The sequence below is a fragment of the Streptomyces sp. NPDC058231 genome (assembly GCF_042882275.1).
Taxonomy (GTDB): Bacteria; Actinomycetota; Actinomycetes; order Streptomycetales; family Streptomycetaceae; genus Streptomyces.
Map to the genome: position 1 here is coordinate 12,838 of NZ_JBHVWN010000025.1, position 18,670 is coordinate 31,507.

16 protein-coding genes are annotated in these 18,670 nt (G+C 70.1%); 1 reads left to right on the forward strand and 15 read right to left on the reverse strand.

Translation table 11 applies throughout. The features are described 5' to 3' along the window. Positions 1 to 9: 9 nt before the first annotated feature. The 7 genes from ACFVXE_RS18640 to ACFVXE_RS18670 form a co-directional block, all read right to left on the reverse strand. Entirely contained in the window at positions 10 to 1,173 is a 1,164-nt protein-coding gene (locus ACFVXE_RS18640; protein ID WP_389672239.1) for a sensor histidine kinase, read from the reverse strand. Then, on the reverse strand, positions 1,170 to 1,910 hold the full coding sequence (locus ACFVXE_RS18645; protein ID WP_389672240.1) for an ABC transporter permease: 741 nt from the start codon (positions 1,908 to 1,910) through the stop codon (positions 1,170 to 1,172). The genes ACFVXE_RS18640 and ACFVXE_RS18645 overlap by 4 nt, the downstream gene beginning before the upstream one ends. Beyond that, entirely contained in the window at positions 1,907 to 2,842 is a 936-nt protein-coding gene (locus tag ACFVXE_RS18650; RefSeq protein ID WP_389672242.1) for an ABC transporter ATP-binding protein, read from the reverse strand. The genes ACFVXE_RS18645 and ACFVXE_RS18650 overlap by 4 nt, the downstream gene beginning before the upstream one ends. A 138-nt stretch (positions 2,843 to 2,980) precedes the next feature. Next, positions 2,981 to 5,083, reverse strand: a complete 2,103-nt coding sequence (locus ACFVXE_RS18655; protein WP_389672244.1) for a hypothetical protein — start codon at positions 5,081 to 5,083, stop codon at positions 2,981 to 2,983. 175 nt (positions 5,084 to 5,258) lie between these two features. Beyond that, the gene (locus tag ACFVXE_RS18660) at positions 5,259 to 5,705 is read right to left on the reverse strand and encodes a DUF6113 family protein (RefSeq protein WP_389672245.1); all 447 of its coding nucleotides are present in this window, start codon (positions 5,703 to 5,705) and stop codon (positions 5,259 to 5,261) included. Further along, a complete protein-coding gene (mshB, locus tag ACFVXE_RS18665) occupies positions 5,702 to 6,607 on the reverse strand; it encodes an N-acetyl-1-D-myo-inositol-2-amino-2-deoxy-alpha-D-glucopyranoside deacetylase (RefSeq protein WP_389672246.1) in 906 nt (301 codons plus the stop codon). The genes ACFVXE_RS18660 and mshB overlap by 4 nt, the downstream gene beginning before the upstream one ends. Positions 6,608 to 6,661: 54 nt before the next feature. Then, positions 6,662 to 6,856, reverse strand: a complete 195-nt coding sequence (locus tag ACFVXE_RS18670) for a hypothetical protein (RefSeq protein WP_389672248.1) — start codon at positions 6,854 to 6,856, stop codon at positions 6,662 to 6,664. A gap of 210 nt (positions 6,857 to 7,066) precedes the next feature. Between ACFVXE_RS18670 and ACFVXE_RS18675 the strand changes: the two genes are divergently transcribed. Further along, complete coding sequence (locus ACFVXE_RS18675) at positions 7,067 to 9,199, forward strand: alpha/beta fold hydrolase (RefSeq protein ID WP_389672250.1); 2,133 nt, start codon at positions 7,067 to 7,069, stop codon at positions 9,197 to 9,199. 11 nt (positions 9,200 to 9,210) lie between these two features. Here ACFVXE_RS18675 and ACFVXE_RS18680 read toward each other — a convergent pair whose 3' ends face one another. From ACFVXE_RS18680 to ACFVXE_RS18715, 8 genes are all read right to left on the reverse strand, one after another. After that, a complete protein-coding gene (locus ACFVXE_RS18680) occupies positions 9,211 to 10,221 on the reverse strand; it encodes a hypothetical protein (protein ID WP_389672251.1) in 1,011 nt (336 codons plus the stop codon). Between the two features lie 215 nt (positions 10,222 to 10,436). Further along, positions 10,437 to 11,633, reverse strand: a complete 1,197-nt coding sequence (locus tag ACFVXE_RS18685; protein ID WP_389672253.1) for an ABC transporter ATP-binding protein — start codon at positions 11,631 to 11,633, stop codon at positions 10,437 to 10,439. After that, entirely contained in the window at positions 11,623 to 12,600 is a 978-nt protein-coding gene (locus ACFVXE_RS18690; protein WP_389672254.1) for an ABC transporter ATP-binding protein, read from the reverse strand. Before ACFVXE_RS18690 ends, ACFVXE_RS18685 begins: the two co-directional genes overlap by 11 nt. A 13-nt stretch (positions 12,601 to 12,613) precedes the next feature. Next, complete coding sequence (locus tag ACFVXE_RS18695; protein ID WP_389672256.1) at positions 12,614 to 13,588, reverse strand: ABC transporter permease; 975 nt, start codon at positions 13,586 to 13,588, stop codon at positions 12,614 to 12,616. Continuing rightward, positions 13,581 to 14,504, reverse strand: coding sequence for an ABC transporter permease (locus ACFVXE_RS18700; RefSeq protein ID WP_389672258.1), 924 nt, complete (start codon positions 14,502 to 14,504; stop codon positions 13,581 to 13,583). Before ACFVXE_RS18700 ends, ACFVXE_RS18695 begins: the two co-directional genes overlap by 8 nt. A 92-nt stretch (positions 14,505 to 14,596) precedes the next feature. Further along, positions 14,597 to 16,228, reverse strand: coding sequence for an ABC transporter substrate-binding protein (locus tag ACFVXE_RS18705; RefSeq protein ID WP_389672260.1), 1,632 nt, complete (start codon positions 16,226 to 16,228; stop codon positions 14,597 to 14,599). Between the two features lie 248 nt (positions 16,229 to 16,476). Then, entirely contained in the window at positions 16,477 to 17,619 is a 1,143-nt protein-coding gene (locus ACFVXE_RS18710) for an ABC transporter ATP-binding protein (protein ID WP_389672262.1), read from the reverse strand. Beyond that, the gene (locus tag ACFVXE_RS18715; protein WP_389672264.1) at positions 17,612 to 18,670 is read right to left on the reverse strand and encodes an ABC transporter ATP-binding protein; all 1,059 of its coding nucleotides are present in this window, start codon (positions 18,668 to 18,670) and stop codon (positions 17,612 to 17,614) included. The genes ACFVXE_RS18710 and ACFVXE_RS18715 overlap by 8 nt, the downstream gene beginning before the upstream one ends.

Below are 18,670 nucleotides of genomic sequence, written 5' to 3' on the forward strand. Positions count from 1 at the left end.
CCCCGGATCCTAGGTCCGATCCGAGGGAACGCCGAGGGTGAGGGTGAAGCCTTTACCGGAACCGGGGTCGGTGGGACGGGTGGTCAGCGTGCCGCCGACGGTGGCGAGACGTTCGGTGATGCCGGTGAGGCCGTTGCCCGGCTTCACGCCCGATCCGCCGCGGCCGTCGTCCGCCACGGTGAGTTCGAGGAGCCTGCCGCCGAGGGTCTGACGGGGGGTGAGGGTGACCGTGCAACGGCGGGCGCCGCTGTGGCGTACGACGTTGGTGACGGCCTCCCGCAGGGCCCAGGCCAGGACCTCCTCGGCCTTCTCGGGGAGATCGTCGGGGGCGTCGGCCGGGACGTCGGCGGCCACGCCCGCGGCGGCGAGTGCGGTGCGGGCTCCGGCCAGCTCGCCGGGGAGCGTGGGCCTCCGGTAGCCGCTGACCGCGCTGCGTACGTCCACCAGGGCCTGCCGGCTGACCTGTTCGATGTCGGCGACCTGGAGCGCCGCCTGGTCGGGGTGGCCGGGCAGCATCCGCCCGGCCAGCTCGCTCTTGAGCGTGATCAGGGAGAGCGAGTGGCCGAGCAGGTCGTGCAGGTCCCGGGCGAGCCGCAGCCGCTCCTCGTTGGCGGCGAGCTGGGCGACGGTGGCCCGGGCCTCGCGCAGCTCGACGGTGGTACGGATCATCTGCTGTACGCCGGACATCGCGAACCCGCCGAGCAGCGCGGGGACGACGAGGGCGGGGACGATCTCGCGGGGGTGGTCGGCGGTCAGGCCGATGGCGACGAGAACGGCGGTGAAGACAGGGATCAGCCAGCCGGCGGTCCGCAGGGGCAGGGTGGCGCCGACCGTGACGCAGACGTAGACGAACAGGACCAGCCACGGGGTGCCCAGCGTCAGGGAGAGGACGACGGCCAGGGCGCCGAGCAGGGCGACGGTCACGCCGACCCGGTAGCGGGCCGGCGCCTTCGACGTCTGCCGGAAGACGAGGACCGAGTACGTCCCGACGAAGGCCGCCAGCGCCAGGGCGCCCAGCGCGGTGGCCCACGGGGCGTGGGTCCCGTCGATGAGGTCCTTGACCGGGGCGCTCATGAACGCGAGCCAGATGCCGATCCAGAGCAGCTTGATGCCCACCTGGCGGCGGTTGGCCGGCGGGCGTCCGATGCCCACGAACGTCTCGTCGTCGTTCACGCCTTCAGAGTGTCCTTCCGGTAGAGCCAGGCCGCGCCGCCCGCGAAGATCACGAAGTAGGCGCAGAGGATCGCGACGTCCTTGGCGTGCGGCGAGCCGCCCATCTCGACGGCCTGGCCGAGGCCGGCGTACGCGTGGGTGGGGAGCCACTCGGAGATGTTCTGGAGCCACTGCGGGAAGGTCGCGCTCGGCATCCACAGACCTCCCAGGATCGACAGCCCGAAGTAGATGATCATGGTGATCGGCCGGACCGCGTCACCGCTGGCGAGGTAACCGATGGCGACCCCGAGCGCGGCGAAGACCAGGGAGCCGGCCCAGATGACCCCGATCAGCGCGAACCACTGCCAGGTGTCCATCCGTACGTGCTTGACGACGGCGGCGACCAGGAACACGACCACGATGCACGGCAGAGTGATCACCGCGGCGCTGGCGATCTTCGCCAGGACATAGCCGCGGCTGGGCAGCGCGGTCAGGCGGAGCTGGCGGACCCAGCCCTTCTCGCGCTCCTTGGCGATGCGCTCGCTGTTGCCCATCAGGACGGCGGTCAGCGCACCGAAGGACGCCATCGAGACCATGAAGAACGCCTGCAGGGTCAGATCGGTGTGCGGGACCTTGTCGGTGGTGTTCTGGGTGCCGGAGATCAGCAGGTAGATGAACGACGGATAGATGATCGAGAAGAACATGAACTTCTTGTTCCGCAGGGTGCGGGTCACTTCGAGCCTGATGAGGGTGTTCATGCGGTCCTGGCCTCCTCGGCCTCGGTGATGGCGACGAAGGCCTGCTCCAGGCCGAGTCCGGCGACTTCGAGGGCGCGCGGGTAGAGGCCGAGCCCGTAGACCGCGTGGACGGTCGCGTCGGCGTTGTGCGACTGGATGCGTACCCGGTTGCCGCTGATGTCGAGCACGGAGAGGAACGGCAGGCCGCGCAGGGCGGCTTCGTCGATCTCGCCCTCCAGCTCGAAGGAGATCCGGCGCGCTCCGGCCTTCGCCTTGATCTCGGCCGCGGTTCCGTCGGCGAGGAGCCGGCCCTTGTGGAGGACGAGGACGCGGTCGGCGATCGCGTCGGCCTCCTCGAGGTAGTGGGTGGCGAACAGGACGGTGCGGCCCTGCTCGGCCTGCTCGCGCATGGTGGCCCAGAACGCCTGGCGGGCGGTGACGTCCATGCCGGTGGTCGGCTCGTCGAGAACGATGAGGTCGTTGGCGCCGGCGGTGGCGAGCGCGAACCGAACGCGCTGCTCCTGGCCGCCGGAGAGCTTGTTGACCATCCGGTCGGCGATCGACGTGACGCCCGCGCGGGCGAGCACCTCGTCGACCGGGTACGGACGGGGGTGCAGATCACAGACGAGCCGGACGATCTCCCCGACCGTGACGTCCTCCATCAGGCCGCCGGTCTGCAGCATCGCGCCGACCCGGCCCTTGGCGATCGCCTGCTGCGGGGTGGTGCCGAAGAGCCGGACCGTGCCGGAGTCGGCGGTACGCAGGCCGAGGAGCAGGTCGAGGGTGGAGGACTTGCCGGCGCCGTTGGGGCCGAGGAGCGCGACGGTCTCTCCGGGATGCAGGTCGAGGGTGAGCGCGTCGACCGCGCGTACTTCTCCGTACGCCTTGCTGACCTGATCGAAGCTGACCACGGCTGCTTGCGTGGTGGTGGCTTCGGTGGCTGTCGTTGTCATGCGTCCAGCTTGTCGGAGGGGGGCGCCCGCCCGGCAGGGCCGCTGGTCGTGAATCGGGGATGACAGATGTCATGTCCTACGCGTGACGCCGCCCCCGGGATGGGGGCGGCGTCACCGGGATACGTCACTCGGTGCGTGCTATCCGTTGCCGTCGAGGGCGATGGTGGCGGTGCGTTCGGCGGGGGTGGTGCCGAGCAGTGCCGTCTGCATGGCGTGCGCCACGTCGTCCGCGCTGAGCTGGTGCTTCGTACCGTCGCCCTTGGTGATCATGATGCCGTCGAAGACGCCGTCACAGAGGGTGTCGATCGCCGTCTTGTTGTAGACCTCGACCAGCCGGCCGTCGACGGGCTTCATGGAGAGGATCTGCGGCAGCGACTTCGCCGGTCCGAACTGGATCTTCTTGGCACCGGCCTTGATCGTGACCAGGTCGGACATCGCGGGCGTCGCGAAGTCCTTCATCGCCCGGTCGAGTTCGGCCTGGCCGATGGTGGGCTTGCGGACGGTGACAGGCAGTTGGACGGTGGCCGCCCGGCCCGTCTGCACCTGGGTTCGGTACGCGTCCCGCACCGAGATCATGGACTGGTTGACGTCCAGTGCCTTGCCGGCCTTGCCGGGGACCTCAACGGCCTTGCCCGGCAAGAACTTGATCGTGCCGTCGTTGGCGGAGCCGGAGGCGCCCGCCAGATCGGTCAGCGCGACCCCGAGCTTCTCCTCGTCGACCGGGATCACCGGATCGGCCTGGCGCTCCGCGCCGAAGAGGGAGCCGATCACCGAGACCGGGTTGTAGTCGCTGCCCGCGGCGCCGCGCACGGTCTCCGCGCTGTCGAGCACGAGACCGGCCTTCTCCGGGGCGAGCTTGGCGCTCTTCCCGTCGACGGACAGCTGAAGCGGGGCCTTGGCGCGCTCACCGAGGGCCGCGTCCAGCTTGGCGACGGCCTCTTCCTTCGTGCCGCCGCCGATGTCGACGCCGAGGACCGTGGTGCCCTTGGGGACCTCGGAGTGGTTCATCAGCAGTCCGGCGCCGTACGCGACACCGGCCAGTCCGACGAGGCCCGCACAGAGGAGGACCAGCTTCGAACGGCCCTTCTTCTTCACGGGGGCCGCGGCGGGCCGGACGGCGGCCGGGGCCGGGCCGGGTACCTGGGCGGTGACGCCACCGGGCCCTGCCGGTCCGGTGCCCATGGGGCCGACCGCTCCCGCGGGTCCGGTGCCCATCGGGCCGGCCGGGAAGCGGGGTGCCGCGCCGTCCGGACCGCCCGCGTTCGCGAAGGGCGACGGGGAGGACGGCGAACGGTGCTCCGGCGGGACGACGGGGATACCGCTGTTGAGCGTGTCCCCGGAGACATGGCCACCGGCACCGGGGCCCGGCGCGGCGAACTGCGGCGTCAGGACGGCCGTGTCGTCGCTCATCCGCGGAGGTACCCCGCCGGGGGCACCAGGAGCGGAGGGGCGACCGGACCGGGACGGGTCGGCGCCGGGGCGGCCTGATCCGTCCGCACCGCCCGGGTTCGGGGTCAGGGACGAATTGCCGGTGACCGGGCCGGTGGTGGCCCCGGACGGGCCGGGTGTGCGCACGCCGAGGTTCGGGGTGGCGCGCGGGCCGCCGAACTCGTCGGCTCCACCGCCGGGGCGGGGTGCCCCCTGGCCGCCCGAGCGCTGCGGGCCGTCCGCGAAGTACGGCAGATCGGTACGCGGCGGCGTGGGCGCACCGGAGCCGCCGGGCACGGCGGATCCGTCCGCGCCCGCTCCGGCGCCACCGGCCGGGCTGCCCGCGCCGTCGGCCACCGACGTGCTCGTCGGGGCCTTGCGCGGAGCGAACCAGTCGCTGCCGCTCTTCTCCCTGGCCGGCTTCTCGGCTGCGGGGTCGGCGGCCGCCGACCCGTCCCGCGGCTCCGCGGCCGGTCCGCCCGCCCCGTCGCCGGACACGGAACCCGGGCGCGGAGTACTGCCCGTGCGCTCGCGCGAGGCGTCCGCGTCCACGTCGCTCATCGGCGTACGCATGACGACCGGCGGGATGGGACGCGAGCCGGGGATGTTGATCCGGATACGCGTCGTCAGCGTCGTCTCGGTCCTCGGCTCTTCGGACTGAGGCGCATCCGCAGGCTCCGGAGACTCCTCCGGGGCGTCCTGCGGGTGCAACGACGGATACTGGCGTGATCCGTACGGCGGCGTACCCGAGGGGTACGCGGCTCCCCCGCGCCCCTGGGGCCCGGAGGACGAACTGTCAGTTTCACGACTCAAAGCAGGTTCTCCCGATTGGCTCCGCCGCCCGTACTTCCCCCGTGCCGCAGGCCAGGGGACGGCTCGGCGCGCGAACCACCATACTGGCCGCCGCCGGCAGACACCCCGCGACCGGGGGATACCCCGGTGTGCCCCCCGGACGGACAGGGGGCATTACGGGATCGGACGTGGCACATTACTTGCCAGGTCGGCCGTTGTCGGCACCTTGTTGAGGCGACCGCGACATGGTGGCACACATCACAGCGACAGCCATCCCGCCCAGCATGAAGAGGGTGAGACCCAGCTCGTCACCGAAGACGTAGTCGCCCTCCGGACGGCCACCGAGCAGGACGATGACCGAAATCAGCCACCCCGCCGCAGGGGCCAGGGCGCCGATCTGGGTGCGGATCAGCAGCCGGCCACCGTAGAACAGTCCGGCGCAGGCGGCCAGCGCGAGCAGCAAACCGCCGGGGAACAGGGCGGCTTGGACGAGCGCCCCCGCGAGCCCGACGAGCCCGCCGAGGACCGCGAGCCCCAGGTAGGCGCCGATCCGGCCGGGGTTCAGGGGCGCGGCGAGACCGGTGGGCGCGGGTTCCCGGACCGGTGCGCCGGTCCGGGGCGGACGCTGCTTGCCGCCGCTCATGACCGTACCCCCGCCCCGGCCACGCCCGCGAACAGATCGTGTTCCCGTTCACCCTCGGGCGATCCGGAGGTTCCGCGGACCAACTCGTAGTACTCGGTGGTGAAGACGGGCTGTCCCAGGTCGTTCGAGAGGGCGAAGAACGGACCGTCCACGGCGATCTGGGTGACGTGGGCCCGCATCGCCGCCGTCTTGGCCGCCGCGTGCGCCGCGCCGTCGACCTCCGCGGTGATCCGCGTGTCGTTCACCACACCCGGCACGTCGCCGATCTCGGCGATCCCGGGGAAGGCGTCGGGGGCCGTGGCGCGCAGCCGTGCGAAAGCCTGCTCGGCGACGGAGCGCGGCACCCGGTTCCAGTAGATCTTCTCGACGGTGTGCGGGGCGCCGAGCCCGGCACGGTACGCGGGGTCGGCGGCCAGCTCCGCTCCGCGCATCGCGACGCGGTGCGCCTGGATGTGGTCGGGGTGCCCGTAGCCGCCCTCGGGGTCGTACGTGACGAGGACCTGCGGGCGTACCGAGCGGATCACCTCCACGAGGTACCCGGCGGCGTCGTCCACGTCCGTGTTCCAGAAGGCGCCGGGGCGGTGGTTCTGCTCGGCGCCCATCATCCCGGAGTCACGGAACCGGCCGGGCCCGCCGAGGAAGCGGTGGTCGGTGACCCCGAGCTCCTTCATCGCGGCGGCGAGTTCGCCGATGCGGTGGGCGCCCAGGGTGTCGTCCCGGTCGGCTGTGAGATGGGCGAGGCCGGGCGGGATGACCTCGCCCTCCTCGCCGAGCGTGCAGGTCACCAGGGTGACCTGGGCGCCCTGCGCCGCGTACAGGGCCATGGTGGCGCCGTTGTTGATCGACTCGTCGTCGGGGTGCGCGTGCACCAGGAGCAGACGACGGGCGGGAAGGTCCGTCATGGGACCCACCCTACGAGCCGGCCACCCCGCGGGCCGACCGCGGAGGGGGCGACGTCAGAACTTGATGCCTCCGATCACGCCGGCCACGTTGGTGGTCAGCTCCGAAATACTGGGCGCGATGGACGAACTGGCGAGATAGAAACCGAGCAGCATGCAGACCGCCGCATGTCCGCCCTTCAGTCCGGATTTCCGGATCAGCAGGAAGACGACGATCGCCAGCAGCACCACCGCCGAAATCGAGAGTGCCACGGCGGTTCACCTCCATCAGTACGGTCGGGTCGGGTCGGAGCAGCACCCACGGAGCCAGCAGGTTCATACCCACCCAGCGCTACGGATCATAACTATCCGTGCCACCGCATTGATCGGGGCACAGCAGCACGAGGGGCGCACGACCGGACGGTCGGGCGCTATGTCCGGTTCCACTTCCATCTCCCCGGTCAGGCCCTAGGGTTCGGGGTTATGACCTCGCAGAAGCCCTCGTTCCCCCGTCAGCACGCCAGGACACAGCGGTTCACCCTCGGCGCCCCCCGTGCGTTCACCGTCTCGCCCGACGGGGAGCGGGTGATCTTTCTGAGGTCGGCTTCCGGCACCGACCGGTCCAACCGGCTCTGGGTCCTGGACGTGGCGGACGGCACCGCGCCGCGGGAGCGGGTCGTCGCCGATCCCGCGGCGCTGCTGGGCGGTTCGGCGGAGAGGCTGTCGGCGCAGGAGCAGGCGCGGCGCGAGCGGAGCCGCGAGGGGTCCGCGGGGATCATCGGCTACGCGGTCGACACCGCGGCCGAGTTGGCGGCGTTCACGCTCTCCGGGAAGGTGTACGTCGCCGAGTTGCGAGCCGGTACGGCGCGCGCGCTGCCGGTGCCGGGCCCGGCGCTCGACCCGCGGCCGTCGCCCGACGGGCGCCACGTCGCGTATGTGGCGAAGGGCGCGCTGCGCGTGGTGGGGGCGGAGGGCGACGGGGACCGGGCGCTCGCCGAGCCGGAGGACCCGCACGTCTCCTACGGTCTGGCGGAGTTCGTCGCGGCCGAGGAGATGCAGCGCTCGCGCGGCTTCTGGTGGTCACCGGAGTCGGACCGGCTGCTGGTCGCACGGGTCGACGACAGTGCGGTGCGGCGGTGGTGGATCGCCGACCCCGCCCACCCGGACCGCCGGCCCGCCGAGGTCGCGTACCCGGCGGCGGGGACGCCCAACGCGGAGGTGCGGCTGCTGGTGATGGGCCTCGACGGCACCCGTACCGAAGTGGTGTGGGACCGGGCGCGGTACCCGTATCTGGCGCAGGTGAGCTGGTCGTCGCAGGGCGCCCCGCTGATCCTCGTGCAGGCCCGTGACCAGCGCAGCCAGCTGTTCCTCGCGGTGGACCCGGAGAGCGGCACGACGCGGACGGTCCATGCCGACGAGGACCCGGTGTGGCTGGAGCTGTTCCCCGGGGTGCCCGCGTGGGCGCCGGACGGGCGGCTCGTACGGATCGCGGACGAGGGCGGGGCGCGGGTCCTCGCGGTCGGCGACCGGCCGCTGACCGGCGCTCAGTTGCAGATCCAGGCGGTGCTGGACATCGGTGCGTCGGACGTCCTGGTGTCGGCGTCGGCGGGCGAGGACGCGGCCGAGCCGGAGATCGGGGAGAGCCATGTGTACCGGGTCAACGAACTGGGCGTGGAACGGGTCTCCGAGGAGCCCGGGGTGCACTCGGCGGTCCGCTCGGGCGAGGTGACCGTGCTGGTCTCTGCCTCGCTGGAGCGGCCCGGCGCCGAGGTGCGGGTGCTGCGGGACGGCAAGCAGATCGCCACGGTCGCCTCCCATGCGCAGCAGCCGGTCCTCTCGGCCCGCGTGCAGCTCACCGAGGGGGGCGCACGGCGGATTCCGTGCGCCGTGCTGCTCCCCACCGGGTACCAGGAATCGGACGGCCTCCTTCCGGTCCTGATGGATCCGTACGGCGGGCCGCACGGACGGCGGGTCCTCGCCGCGCACAATCCGCATCTGACGTCGCAGTGGTTCGCCGACCAGGGCTTCGCGGTCGTCGTCGCGGACGGCCGGGGCACACCGGGGCGCTCCCCCGGCTGGGAGAAGGCGGTCAAGAACGACCTGACCCTCACCCTCGACGACCAGGTGGAGGCGTTGCACGCGCTCCGGGAACGGTTCCCGCTGGATCTCTCCAAGGTGGCCATCCGCGGCTGGTCGTACGGCGGTTATCTTTCGGCGATGGCGGTGCTGCGACGGCCCGACGTGTTCCACGCCGCTGTCGTGGGTGCGCCGGTGACCGACCTGCGGCTGTACGACACCCACTACACCGAGCGCTATCTCGGCGACCCCGCCGAGCAGCCGGAGGTGTACGCGCACAACTCGCTCCTCACCGACGAGGGGCTGTCCGAGGCCGCGGACCAGGTCCGGCCGATGATGATCATCCATGGCCTGGGGGACGACAACGTGGTGGTCGCGCACTCGCTGCGGCTGTCGTCGGCGCTGCTCTCGGCCGGGCGGCCGCACGAGGTGCTCCCGTTGAGCGGGGTGACGCACATGACTCCGCAGGAGCAGGTCGCGGAGAATCTGCTCCTGCTGCAGGTGGACTTCCTGAAGCGGTCGCTGGGGCTGGGCGGTTAGATCCGGGGGTCCTACCACCCCGGTGGGGGCTCGGAGGGCGGCGGAGGGCCGAAAGCGCCGCCCTGCGGGTACCCGTAGCCGTAGCCCTGGTTCTGTGGGGCGGTGAAGGTGGGGGCGTTGTTGTCGGCGAAGCCTCTGCGGGCCAGGGCCAGCAGCACCACCACCGCGGCGAGCGTCTCGAAGATCCAGGTCAGTACGGTGAGTTGACCCTCGGTCGGCAGCTGTCCGAAGTGGCCGAGCATCTCGTAGTGCAGCGTGCGGGCGATCCCGAGGATCCCGCCGGGCAGCAGCAGCGCGGCGGCCGTCATGCCGAACGGCCGGGCGTGCGCGGCGCGGGGGAGGGCGCTGATCCCCGCGAAGAGGCAGAGGAACGCCACCACCGCACTGCTCCACCCCGGCGGGGGATCGGTCAGCGGAAGAGCGAGGGAGTCCCCGCCCACGTACCAGTCGGGGTACAGGGACGGGTACTTGACGGCCTGGCGGACCTCCCAGGCGATCACCACGGCGGCCGAGGCGCCCAGCAACAGGAACGACACGGCGGCGGCGCCCCGACCCGGCCGGGACGGTGTCCGCTCGGAGAAGTCGCGCGGCGGCCGGCGGCCCGCCCCCGCGGTGACCAGAAGCGCGATCGCGGCCGCGAGTGCCACGAAGGTGCAGATCAGGGCCCTGGTGCGGAGCTCGTCGGGGAATCGGGCGGCCGCCCCGGAGCCGACCGTGTTCCAGAGCCCGGGCACACGCAGCGCGAGGGTGGTCACTCCGGCGGCCGCCAGAGCGGCGGCGGCAACCGACGAGCGCAGCGCGGCGACACCGGCGACGACGTACACCACGAGCATCGCCGCGTCGACCGGCGATGTGGCCGGCATCAGCTTCGGCCGCGCCTCCGCGTAGCCGGCCCAGTACCGCCACAGTTCGGCCGGATCGCCGACGGATCCGAGATCGCGTACGAGCCAGCCCGCGACGATCACCGCGAGCACAGCACACAGGGCGGCACCGGTGACTCTTGCTCCGCGCGTGAGTATCACGGTTGCGATAATCCACCGGGGCGGGCCGCCCGACAAGAGGTGCGCCGGGACTGCGGAGGAACGGGTAACCGGCCGGGGGGACATGGACAGCCCCCCGGCCGGTTCACGGCACCCGCACGGCCGTACGTCGTCCATGCTGGCCCGTTCGTATATCGGACGTGCGACGGCCGGGTTGCCCGTGCGTAAACGAGCCCGGGGCCGGGTCCCGGTGCCGCTCAGCCGGCCGGGCTCCCTCCGGGCGGGGGCGGCGGTTCCTCTTCCCTGCCCGCTGCGGTGTCCGGCGACTCCGGCTGCTCCGGTCCTCCCGGCGGTTCGCCCTGCTCACCCGGGGTGCCAGGGGGCGGCGCCAACAGCTGCTCCGGCGGGACCACTTGTTTCTCCTCGGCGAAGTGGCACGCCGACTCGTGCCGGGCCGGGGTGTCCGTCAGCCGGAAGACCGCCGGGACCGCGAGCAGGGGCACCTCCAGTTCGCACCGCTCCTGGGCCTTCCAGCAACGGGTGCGGAAACGGCAGCCGGACGGCGGGTTCGCCGGCGAGGGGACGTCACCGGTGAGGATGATCCGCTCGCGGTGCTCGCGCGCCATCGGGTCGGGCACCGGCACGGCGGACAGCAGCGCCTGGGTGTAGGGGTGCGTGGGGTGGTCGTAGATCTGCGCGTCCGTGCCGATCTCGGCGAGCCGGCCCAGATACATCACGCCGACCCGGTCGGAGATGTGCCGGACGATCGAGAGGTCGTGCGCGATGAAGACGTAACTCAGATTGAACTCCGCCTGCAGCCGGTCGAGCAGGTTGATGACCTGTGCCTGGACGGAGACGTCGAGGGCCGAGACCGGCTCGTCCGCGACGATGATCTCGGGGTTGAGCGCGAGGCCGCGGGCGATGCCGATGCGCTGGCGCTGACCGCCGGAGAACTGGTGCGGATACCGGTTGATGTACTCCGGGTTCAGACCCACGACATCGAGCAGGTCCTGCACCCTGCGGCGCCGGTCGCTCTTCGGGGCCACCTCGGGGTGGATGTCGTAGGGCTCCCCGATGATGTCGCCGACCGTCATCCGCGGGTTCAGCGAGGTGTACGGGTCCTGGAACACCATCTGGATGTTGCGGCGGACCGCCTTCAGCGCCCGGCCGGACAACTGGGTGATCTCCTCGCCCTTGTACTTGATCGATCCGGCCGTCGGCTGTTCCAGATGGACGAGCAGCTTGGCGACGGTCGACTTTCCGCAGCCGGACTCCCCCACGATGCCGAGGGTCTCGCCCGCGGCCAGTTCGAAGGAGACGCCGTCGACCGCCTTGACCGCACCGACCTGCTTCTTGAAGAGGATGCCCTGGGTCAGCGGATAGTGCTTGACGAGATCGCGGACCTCCAGAATGGGTTCGCCGCCCGCGCGAGTGCTCCCCTGTTCAGCGCGCATCGAGCGTCTCCTTCCAGAAGTAGCAGGCGCTCTCGCGGTGTGCGGCCACCTCGAACAGGGGCGGTACCTCGCCGCGGCAGATGTCCTGGGCCATCGGGCAGCGCGGGTTGAAGGCGCAGCCGGGCGGGATGTGCAGCAGGTTGGGCGGCAGCCCCTTGATCGCGTACAGCTCCTGGCCCTTCTGGTCCAGCCGCGGGATCGACTGGAGGAGGCCCCTGGTGTACGGGTGGGCGGGGGCCTTGTAGATCTCGTGGACGGGGGCCGTCTCGACGATCCGGCCCGCGTACATCACGGCGATGTAGTCGGCCACGTCCGCGACCACGCCGAGGTCGTGGGTGATCAGGATGAGCCCCATGTTGAGTTCGCGCTGGAGCTCGGCCAGCAGGTCCATCACCTGGGCCTGGACGGTCACGTCGAGGGCGGTGGTGGGCTCGTCCGCGATGATCAGCGAGGGTTCCAGCGCCATCGCCATGGCGATCATGATGCGCTGGCGCATGCCGCCGGAGAACTGGTGCGGGTAGTTCCCGATGCGTTCCTTCGCGGCCGGGATGCGGACCCGGTCCATCAGCTCGATGGCCTTGCGCCTGGCGTCCTTGCGGGACATCCCGCGGTGCACGACGAACATCTCGCCGAGCTGGTCCCCCACGCTGAGCACGGGGTTGAGCGACGAGAGTGCGTCCTGAAAGATCATGGCCATCTCCTGGCCGCGGACCTTCCGGCGCTCCTCCTTCTTCAGCGTCAGCAGATCGCGGCCCTTGAAGACGATCTCGCCGCCGCTGATCTTCCCCGGCGGCATGTCGAGGATGCCCATGATCGCCTGCGCCGTCACCGACTTCCCGGAGCCGGACTCGCCGAGGACGGCGAGCGTCTCGCCCTCGGCGACCGAGTAGTTGACCCCGTTGACGGCTTTGGCCACCCCGTCCCGGGTGTGGAACTCCACATGCAGATCGCGCACTTCGAGCAACATGGCAGCGGGCTCCTCAGCGCAGCTTGGGGTCGAGGGCGTCGCGCACCGCGTCGCCGAGCATGATGAACGCGAGCACGGTGATCGCCAGCGCGCCGGCGGGCCAGAGCAGCATGTGCGGGGCGTTGCGGACGTAGTTGGCCGCGGCGGAGATGTCGATGCCCCAGGAGACGGCCGGCGGCTTCAGGCCGACGCCGAGGAACGAGAGGGTCGCTTCCAGCGAGATGTACGTACCCAGCGCGATGGTCGTGACGACGATCACGGGGGCGACCGCGTTGGGCGTGATGTGGCGCAGCATGATCCGGGAGTTGGACGCGCCGAGCGCGCGGGCCGCCTGTACGTAGTCGTTCTGTTTGGCGGTGATGACCGAGCCGCGCGCGATGCGGGCGATCTGCGGCCAGCCCAGCAGCACGATGAAGCCGATCACCGGCCAGACGGTGGAGCTGACCACCACGGAGAGGAAGACCAGGCCGCCGAGGACGACCGGGATGCCGAAGAACACGTCGGTGAGGCGGGAGAGGATCGAATCCCACCAGCCGCCGAAGAAGCCGGCCAGCCCGCCCAGGATGCCGCCGAGGATCGATACCCCGATGGTGGAGCAGACGCCCACGGTGACCGACGCTCTGGCCCCGTAGACGGTACGGGTGTAGACGTCGCAGCCCTGCCCGTCGAAGCCGAACGGGTGGCCGGGCTGGGAGCTCTCCTGGGCCTTGGCCAGGTCGCAGCTGAGGGGGTCCTGGTCCGTGATGAGTGACGGCCAGATCGAGATGACCACCAGGAAGAGGATGACCAGGGCGGAGATGATGAAGACCGGGTTGCGGCGCAGGTCGCGCCAGGCGTCGGACCAGAGACTGCGGGGCCGCTCGGCCGGCCCGGTCCCTTCGGGGCCGCCCGGAGTCCGCTCCAGCGACTCCCCTTCCTCGATGGCGAGGTCCATGCCCGCTCCTGCTCCGCCCGCGGAGATCGCTTCGTCCGGCGTCTGCTCAGGCATAGCGGATCCTCGGGTCGAGTACGGCGTACAGGATGTCGACGATCAGGTTGGCCGCCAGGAAGACCAGGACCAGGACGGTGACGAAACCGACGACCGTCTGGGAGTTCTGGCGCAGGATGCCCTGGTAGAGCTGGTAGCCGACCCCGTGGATGTTGAAGATGCGCTCGGTGACGATCGCCCCGCCCATCAGGGCGCCCACGTCCGTACCGATGAAGGTGACGACGGGGATCAGCGAGTTGCGCAGCAGATGCCGGATGACGACCCGGCGTCTGGGGAGGCCCTTGGCGGTGGCGGTGCGGACGTAGTCGGCGCGGGCGTTCTCGGCGATCGAGGTCCGGGTGAGCCGGGTGACGTACGCCAGGGAGACGGAGGCGAGCACCAGCCCGGGGACGAGGAGTTCCTGGAACGGTGCCTCCGGGGAGACGGACGGCTGGATGACTCCCCACTTCACACCGAGGAGGAGCTGGAGCAGCAGGCCGGTGACGAAGGTCGGGATGGAGATGACGACCAGGGTCAGGATCAGCACGGTGGTGTCGACGGGCCTGCCGCGTCGCAGCCCGGTGACGACGCCGAGGGTGATGCCGATGACGATCTCGAAGACGATGGCGATGATGGTGAGCCGGATGGTGATGGGGAAGGCGGTGGCCATCAGTTCGGTGACCTTCTGGCCGTTGAACGCGGTGCCGAAGTTGCCGGTGAAGACATTGACCATGTAGGTGCCGTACTGCTGCAGGACCGGCTTATCGAGGCCGAACTCCGAGCGGAGCTGGGCGGCGGTCGCCGGATCGCACTGGCGGTCGCCGCAGAGACCCGCGATGGGGTCACCCATCACGTTCACCATGAGGAAGATCAGCAGCGTGGTGCCGAAGAAGACCGGGATCATCTGCAGCAGGCGCCGGATCACATAACGTCCCATGAGGACTCCGTGGTCTCGGGGGTCGGTTGCCCGGGGATGGGGAAGCCGGGTGACCGGTGCGGCTCGGCGCACCCGCCACCCGGCCGGAGGGGTTACTTGACCTTGATCTGCTCGTACACCGGGACGCTGAACTGGTTCAGCGCGACGTCGGTGATCCGGTCCGAGTAGCCGGCGCTGCCGTTCTGGTACCAGAGCGGGATGACGGGCATCTGGTCGGCGAGGACCTTCTCCGAGTCCTGGAAGGTGGTGACGGCCTTGGCCCGGTCGGACTCGGCGTTCGCCTTGTCGATCAGGGAGTCGAACTTCTTGCTGCTCCACTTGCCGTCGTTGGACGAGGCGTCGGTGTAGTAGAGGGGCTGCAGGAAGTTCTGGATCAGCGGGTAGTCCATCTGCCAGCCCGCGCGCCAGGCACCGGTGAGCTTCTGCTGGGAGACCTGGCTGCGGAAGTCGGCGAAGGTGCCGACCGGGGAGCCGACGCAGGCCTTGTTGTTCCCCATCACCTTGTTGATGCTGTTGCAGACGGCGTCGACCCACTCCTTGTGCGAGCCGCTGTCCGCGTTGTACGAGATCTTCAGCTGGCCGCCGGGGATGCCGCCGCCCTCCTGGATCAGCTTCTTGGCGCCCGCCGCGTCGTATTCGCACGGGGAGCCGCACAGCCCCTCCTTGAAGCCGCCGTCCGCGCCGAGGACCGGGGAGGTCCAGTCCGATGCGGGGGTGCGGGTCTTCTGGAAGATCTGGTCGGTGATCTGGGCGCGGTTGATCGCCATCGACAGGCCCTGCCGGACCTTGATCCCGCCGGGGGTGTCCCACTTCTTGTCGTAGAAGGGGAAGGCGAGGGTCTGGATGATGCCGGCCGGGGTGTTGATGTACCGGTCGCCGAGGTCGGCCTTGACGTTCTTGAGCTGCGAGGCCGGTACGTCGTCGACGAGGTCGAGGTTGCCCGCGATGAGGTCGGTGTAGGCCGTGTTGTTGTCGGTGTAGACCTTGAGGTCGATGCCGCCGTTCTGGGCCTTGTCGTCACCGGGGTACTTGTCCCACTTGCGCAGGCTCATCGAGGAGCCCTTGGTGTACTTGTCGATGGTGTACGGGCCGTTGCCGACGGGCTTGGAGAGCCAGCCCGCGTGGTCGGTGAAGAAGGACTGCGGCAGCGGGGCGAAGGCCGGGTAGCCCAGGGTGTCGGGCCAGAGCGAGAACTTCTGCGACAGCTTCACCGTGAAGGTCATGGGATCGACGACCTTGAGCCCGGAGAGTGTCCCCGCGGTGGCCTTGCCGGACGAGGGGTGGACCTTGTCGTAGCCGTCGATGTACCCGAAGAAGTAGGCGTTCTTCTGATTGTTCTTCAGCAGGGCGCCGTAGTTCCAGGCGTCCACGAAGGACTTCGCGGTGATCTTCTCGCCGTTGCTGAAGGTCCAGCCGTCCTTCACCGTGACGGTGAAGTTCTGCGAGTCGGTCGATTCGATCTTGTCGGCGAGCATGTTCGTGGCCGCGCCGGTCTTCGGGTCGTACTTCTTGAGGCCCCGGAAGACCATGTCGAGGACCTTGCCGCCCTGGACCTCGTTGGTGTTGGCGGGCTCCAGGGGGTTCTGCGGGTCCCCCCAGGAGGAGCTCACGATCCCATCGGCGCCACCACCACCGCCGCTGCCGCCCCCACCGCCGCAGGCCGTCGCCGCCAGGGCCACGGCCATCGCGCATGCGGCCCATTTGGCCTGTGTGGCTCCGCGCATGGAATGCCTCCTCGTAATGCCACGACTTACTTGGAGTCAAATATCACCGTTTGAACCATCTTGTGCACGTCTGCCCCACCCATCCGGGTGCCGGGTGTTCGGGCCGCCGACGCCGAACGTCCCCGCCGGGCTCCGGGCGGGGGCGTTCGGCGCGCACCCGCCCTGTTCGGGCGCGCACGCAACGGACCCCGTGGAAGCCCGAACAGGCTTCCACGGGGTCCGAAACGATCGGAGCGTTCAGCGGGGCATCAGGCCGCGCCGACCACGTCCTTCTCCTCGGCGAAGTGGCACGCCGACTCGTGCGCCGCCGGGGTGTCAACGGACTTGAAGCGCTCGGGGACCGCGAGCAGCGGAACCTCCGTGGCGCACTTGTCCTCGGCCTTCCAGCAGCGGGTGCGGAAGCGGCAGCCCGACGGCGGGTTCGCCGGCGAGGGGACGTCACCGGTGAGGATGATCCGCTCGCGGCGCTCACGGGCATCCGGGTCCGGAACGGGGACCGCCGACAGCAGCGCCTGGGTGTAGGGGTGCGTCGGGTGCTCGTAGATCTGCGTGTCCGTACCGATCTCGGCCATCTTGCCGAGGTACATGACGCCGACCCGGTCCGAGATGTGCCGGACGATCGACAGGTCGTGCGCGATGAAGAGGTAGGAGAGGTTGAACTCGTCCTGCAGCTTCTCCATCAGGTTGATGACCTGCGCCTGCACCGACACGTCGAGCGCGGAGACCGGCTCGTCGCAGATGATGATCTCGGGGTTGAGCGCGAGGCCGCGGGCGATGCCGATGCGCTGGCGCTGACCGCCGGAGAACTGGTGCGGATACCGGTTGATGTACTCCGGGTTCAGACCCACGACATCGAGCAGGTCCTGCACCTTGCGGCGCCGGTCGCCCTTCGGGGCCACCTCGGGGTGGATGTCGTAGGGCTCCCCGATGATGTCGCCGACCGTCATCCGCGGGTTCAGCGAGGTGTACGGGTCCTGGAACACCATCTGGATGTTGCGGCGGACCGCCTTCAACGCCCGGCCGGACAGCTTGGTGATGTCCTGGCCCTTGAAGAAGACCTCGCCGGCCGTGGCCTGCTCCAGCGTCATCAGGAGCTTGGCGACGGTGGACTTGCCACAGCCGGACTCGCCCACGATGCCGAGCGTCTCGCCCTGGAACAGGTCGAACGAGATGCCGTCCACGGCCTTGACCGCGCCGATCTGCTTCTTGAACAGGATGCCCTGGGTCAGCGGGAAGTGCTTGACCAGGTTGCGGACCTGAAGAATCGGTTCGCCCTGCTGCACCGGCGCCTCGATGGCGGCAACGGCATCCGCCTCGGTGACGGCGTCGACCGTCTCCACTTCGGTGACGTTCGGGGTGGCGTCCACGGTCTTCTTGCTGATGTCAGCCATGGATCGTCTCCTTCCAGAAGTGGCAGGCGCTGCCGCGGCCGACCAGCTCGGTGCCGTCCTGCTCGGTCACCGGGCGCAGGGCCGGGGTGTCCGTACGGCAGATGTCCTGCGCCATCGTGCAGCGCGGGTTGAACGCACAACCCGTCGGCACGTGGAGCAGGTTGGGCGGCAGACCCTTGATCGCGAAGAGCTCCTGGCCCTTCTGGTCCAGCCGCGGGATCGACGCCAGCAGACCCTTGGTGTACGGGTGTGCCGGGCGCTTGTAGATCTCGTGGACCGGGGCGGTCTCGACGATCCGGCCCGCGTACATCACGGCGATCTTGTCCGCGACGTCGGCGACGACACCGAGGTCGTGCGTGATCAGGATGAGGCCCATGTTGTACTCGCGCTGGAGCTCCGCGAGGAGGTCCATCACCTGGGCCTGGACGGTCACGTCGAGCGCGGTGGTCGGCTCGTCCGCGATGATCAGGTCCGGCTCCAGGGCCAGCGCCATGGCGATCATGATGCGCTGGCGCATACCGCCGGAGAACTGGTGCGGGTAGTCGCCGACGCGCGCCTTGGCGGCCGGGATCCGCACCCGGTCCATCAGCTCGATGGACTTGATCCGGGCGTCCTTCTTGGAGAGCCCCTGATGCACCCGGAACATCTCGCCGAGCTGGTAGCCGACGGAGAGGACGGGGTTCAGTGAGGAGAGCGCGTCCTGGAAGATCATCGCGATCTTCTGGCCGCGGATCTGCCGGCGCTCCTCGTTGGACATCTTGAGCATGTCCTGGCCGCGGAAGAGGATCTCGCCCTGCGGGATGCTGCCGGGCGGCATGTCGAGGATGCCCATGATCGCCTGAGCGGTCACGGACTTGCCGGAGCCGGACTCGCCGAGCACGGCGAGGGTCTCACCGGCGTTCACGGAGTAGTTGACCCCGTTGACCGCCTTGGCGATGCCCTCCTGGGTGTGGAACTCCACGTGCAGGTCGCGGACTTCGAGCAGAGGCCCGGTGTGGTCGTCCTCGCCACGCTGGCCAGGGACGACCGGCTTGGTATCGATGGTGCTCAC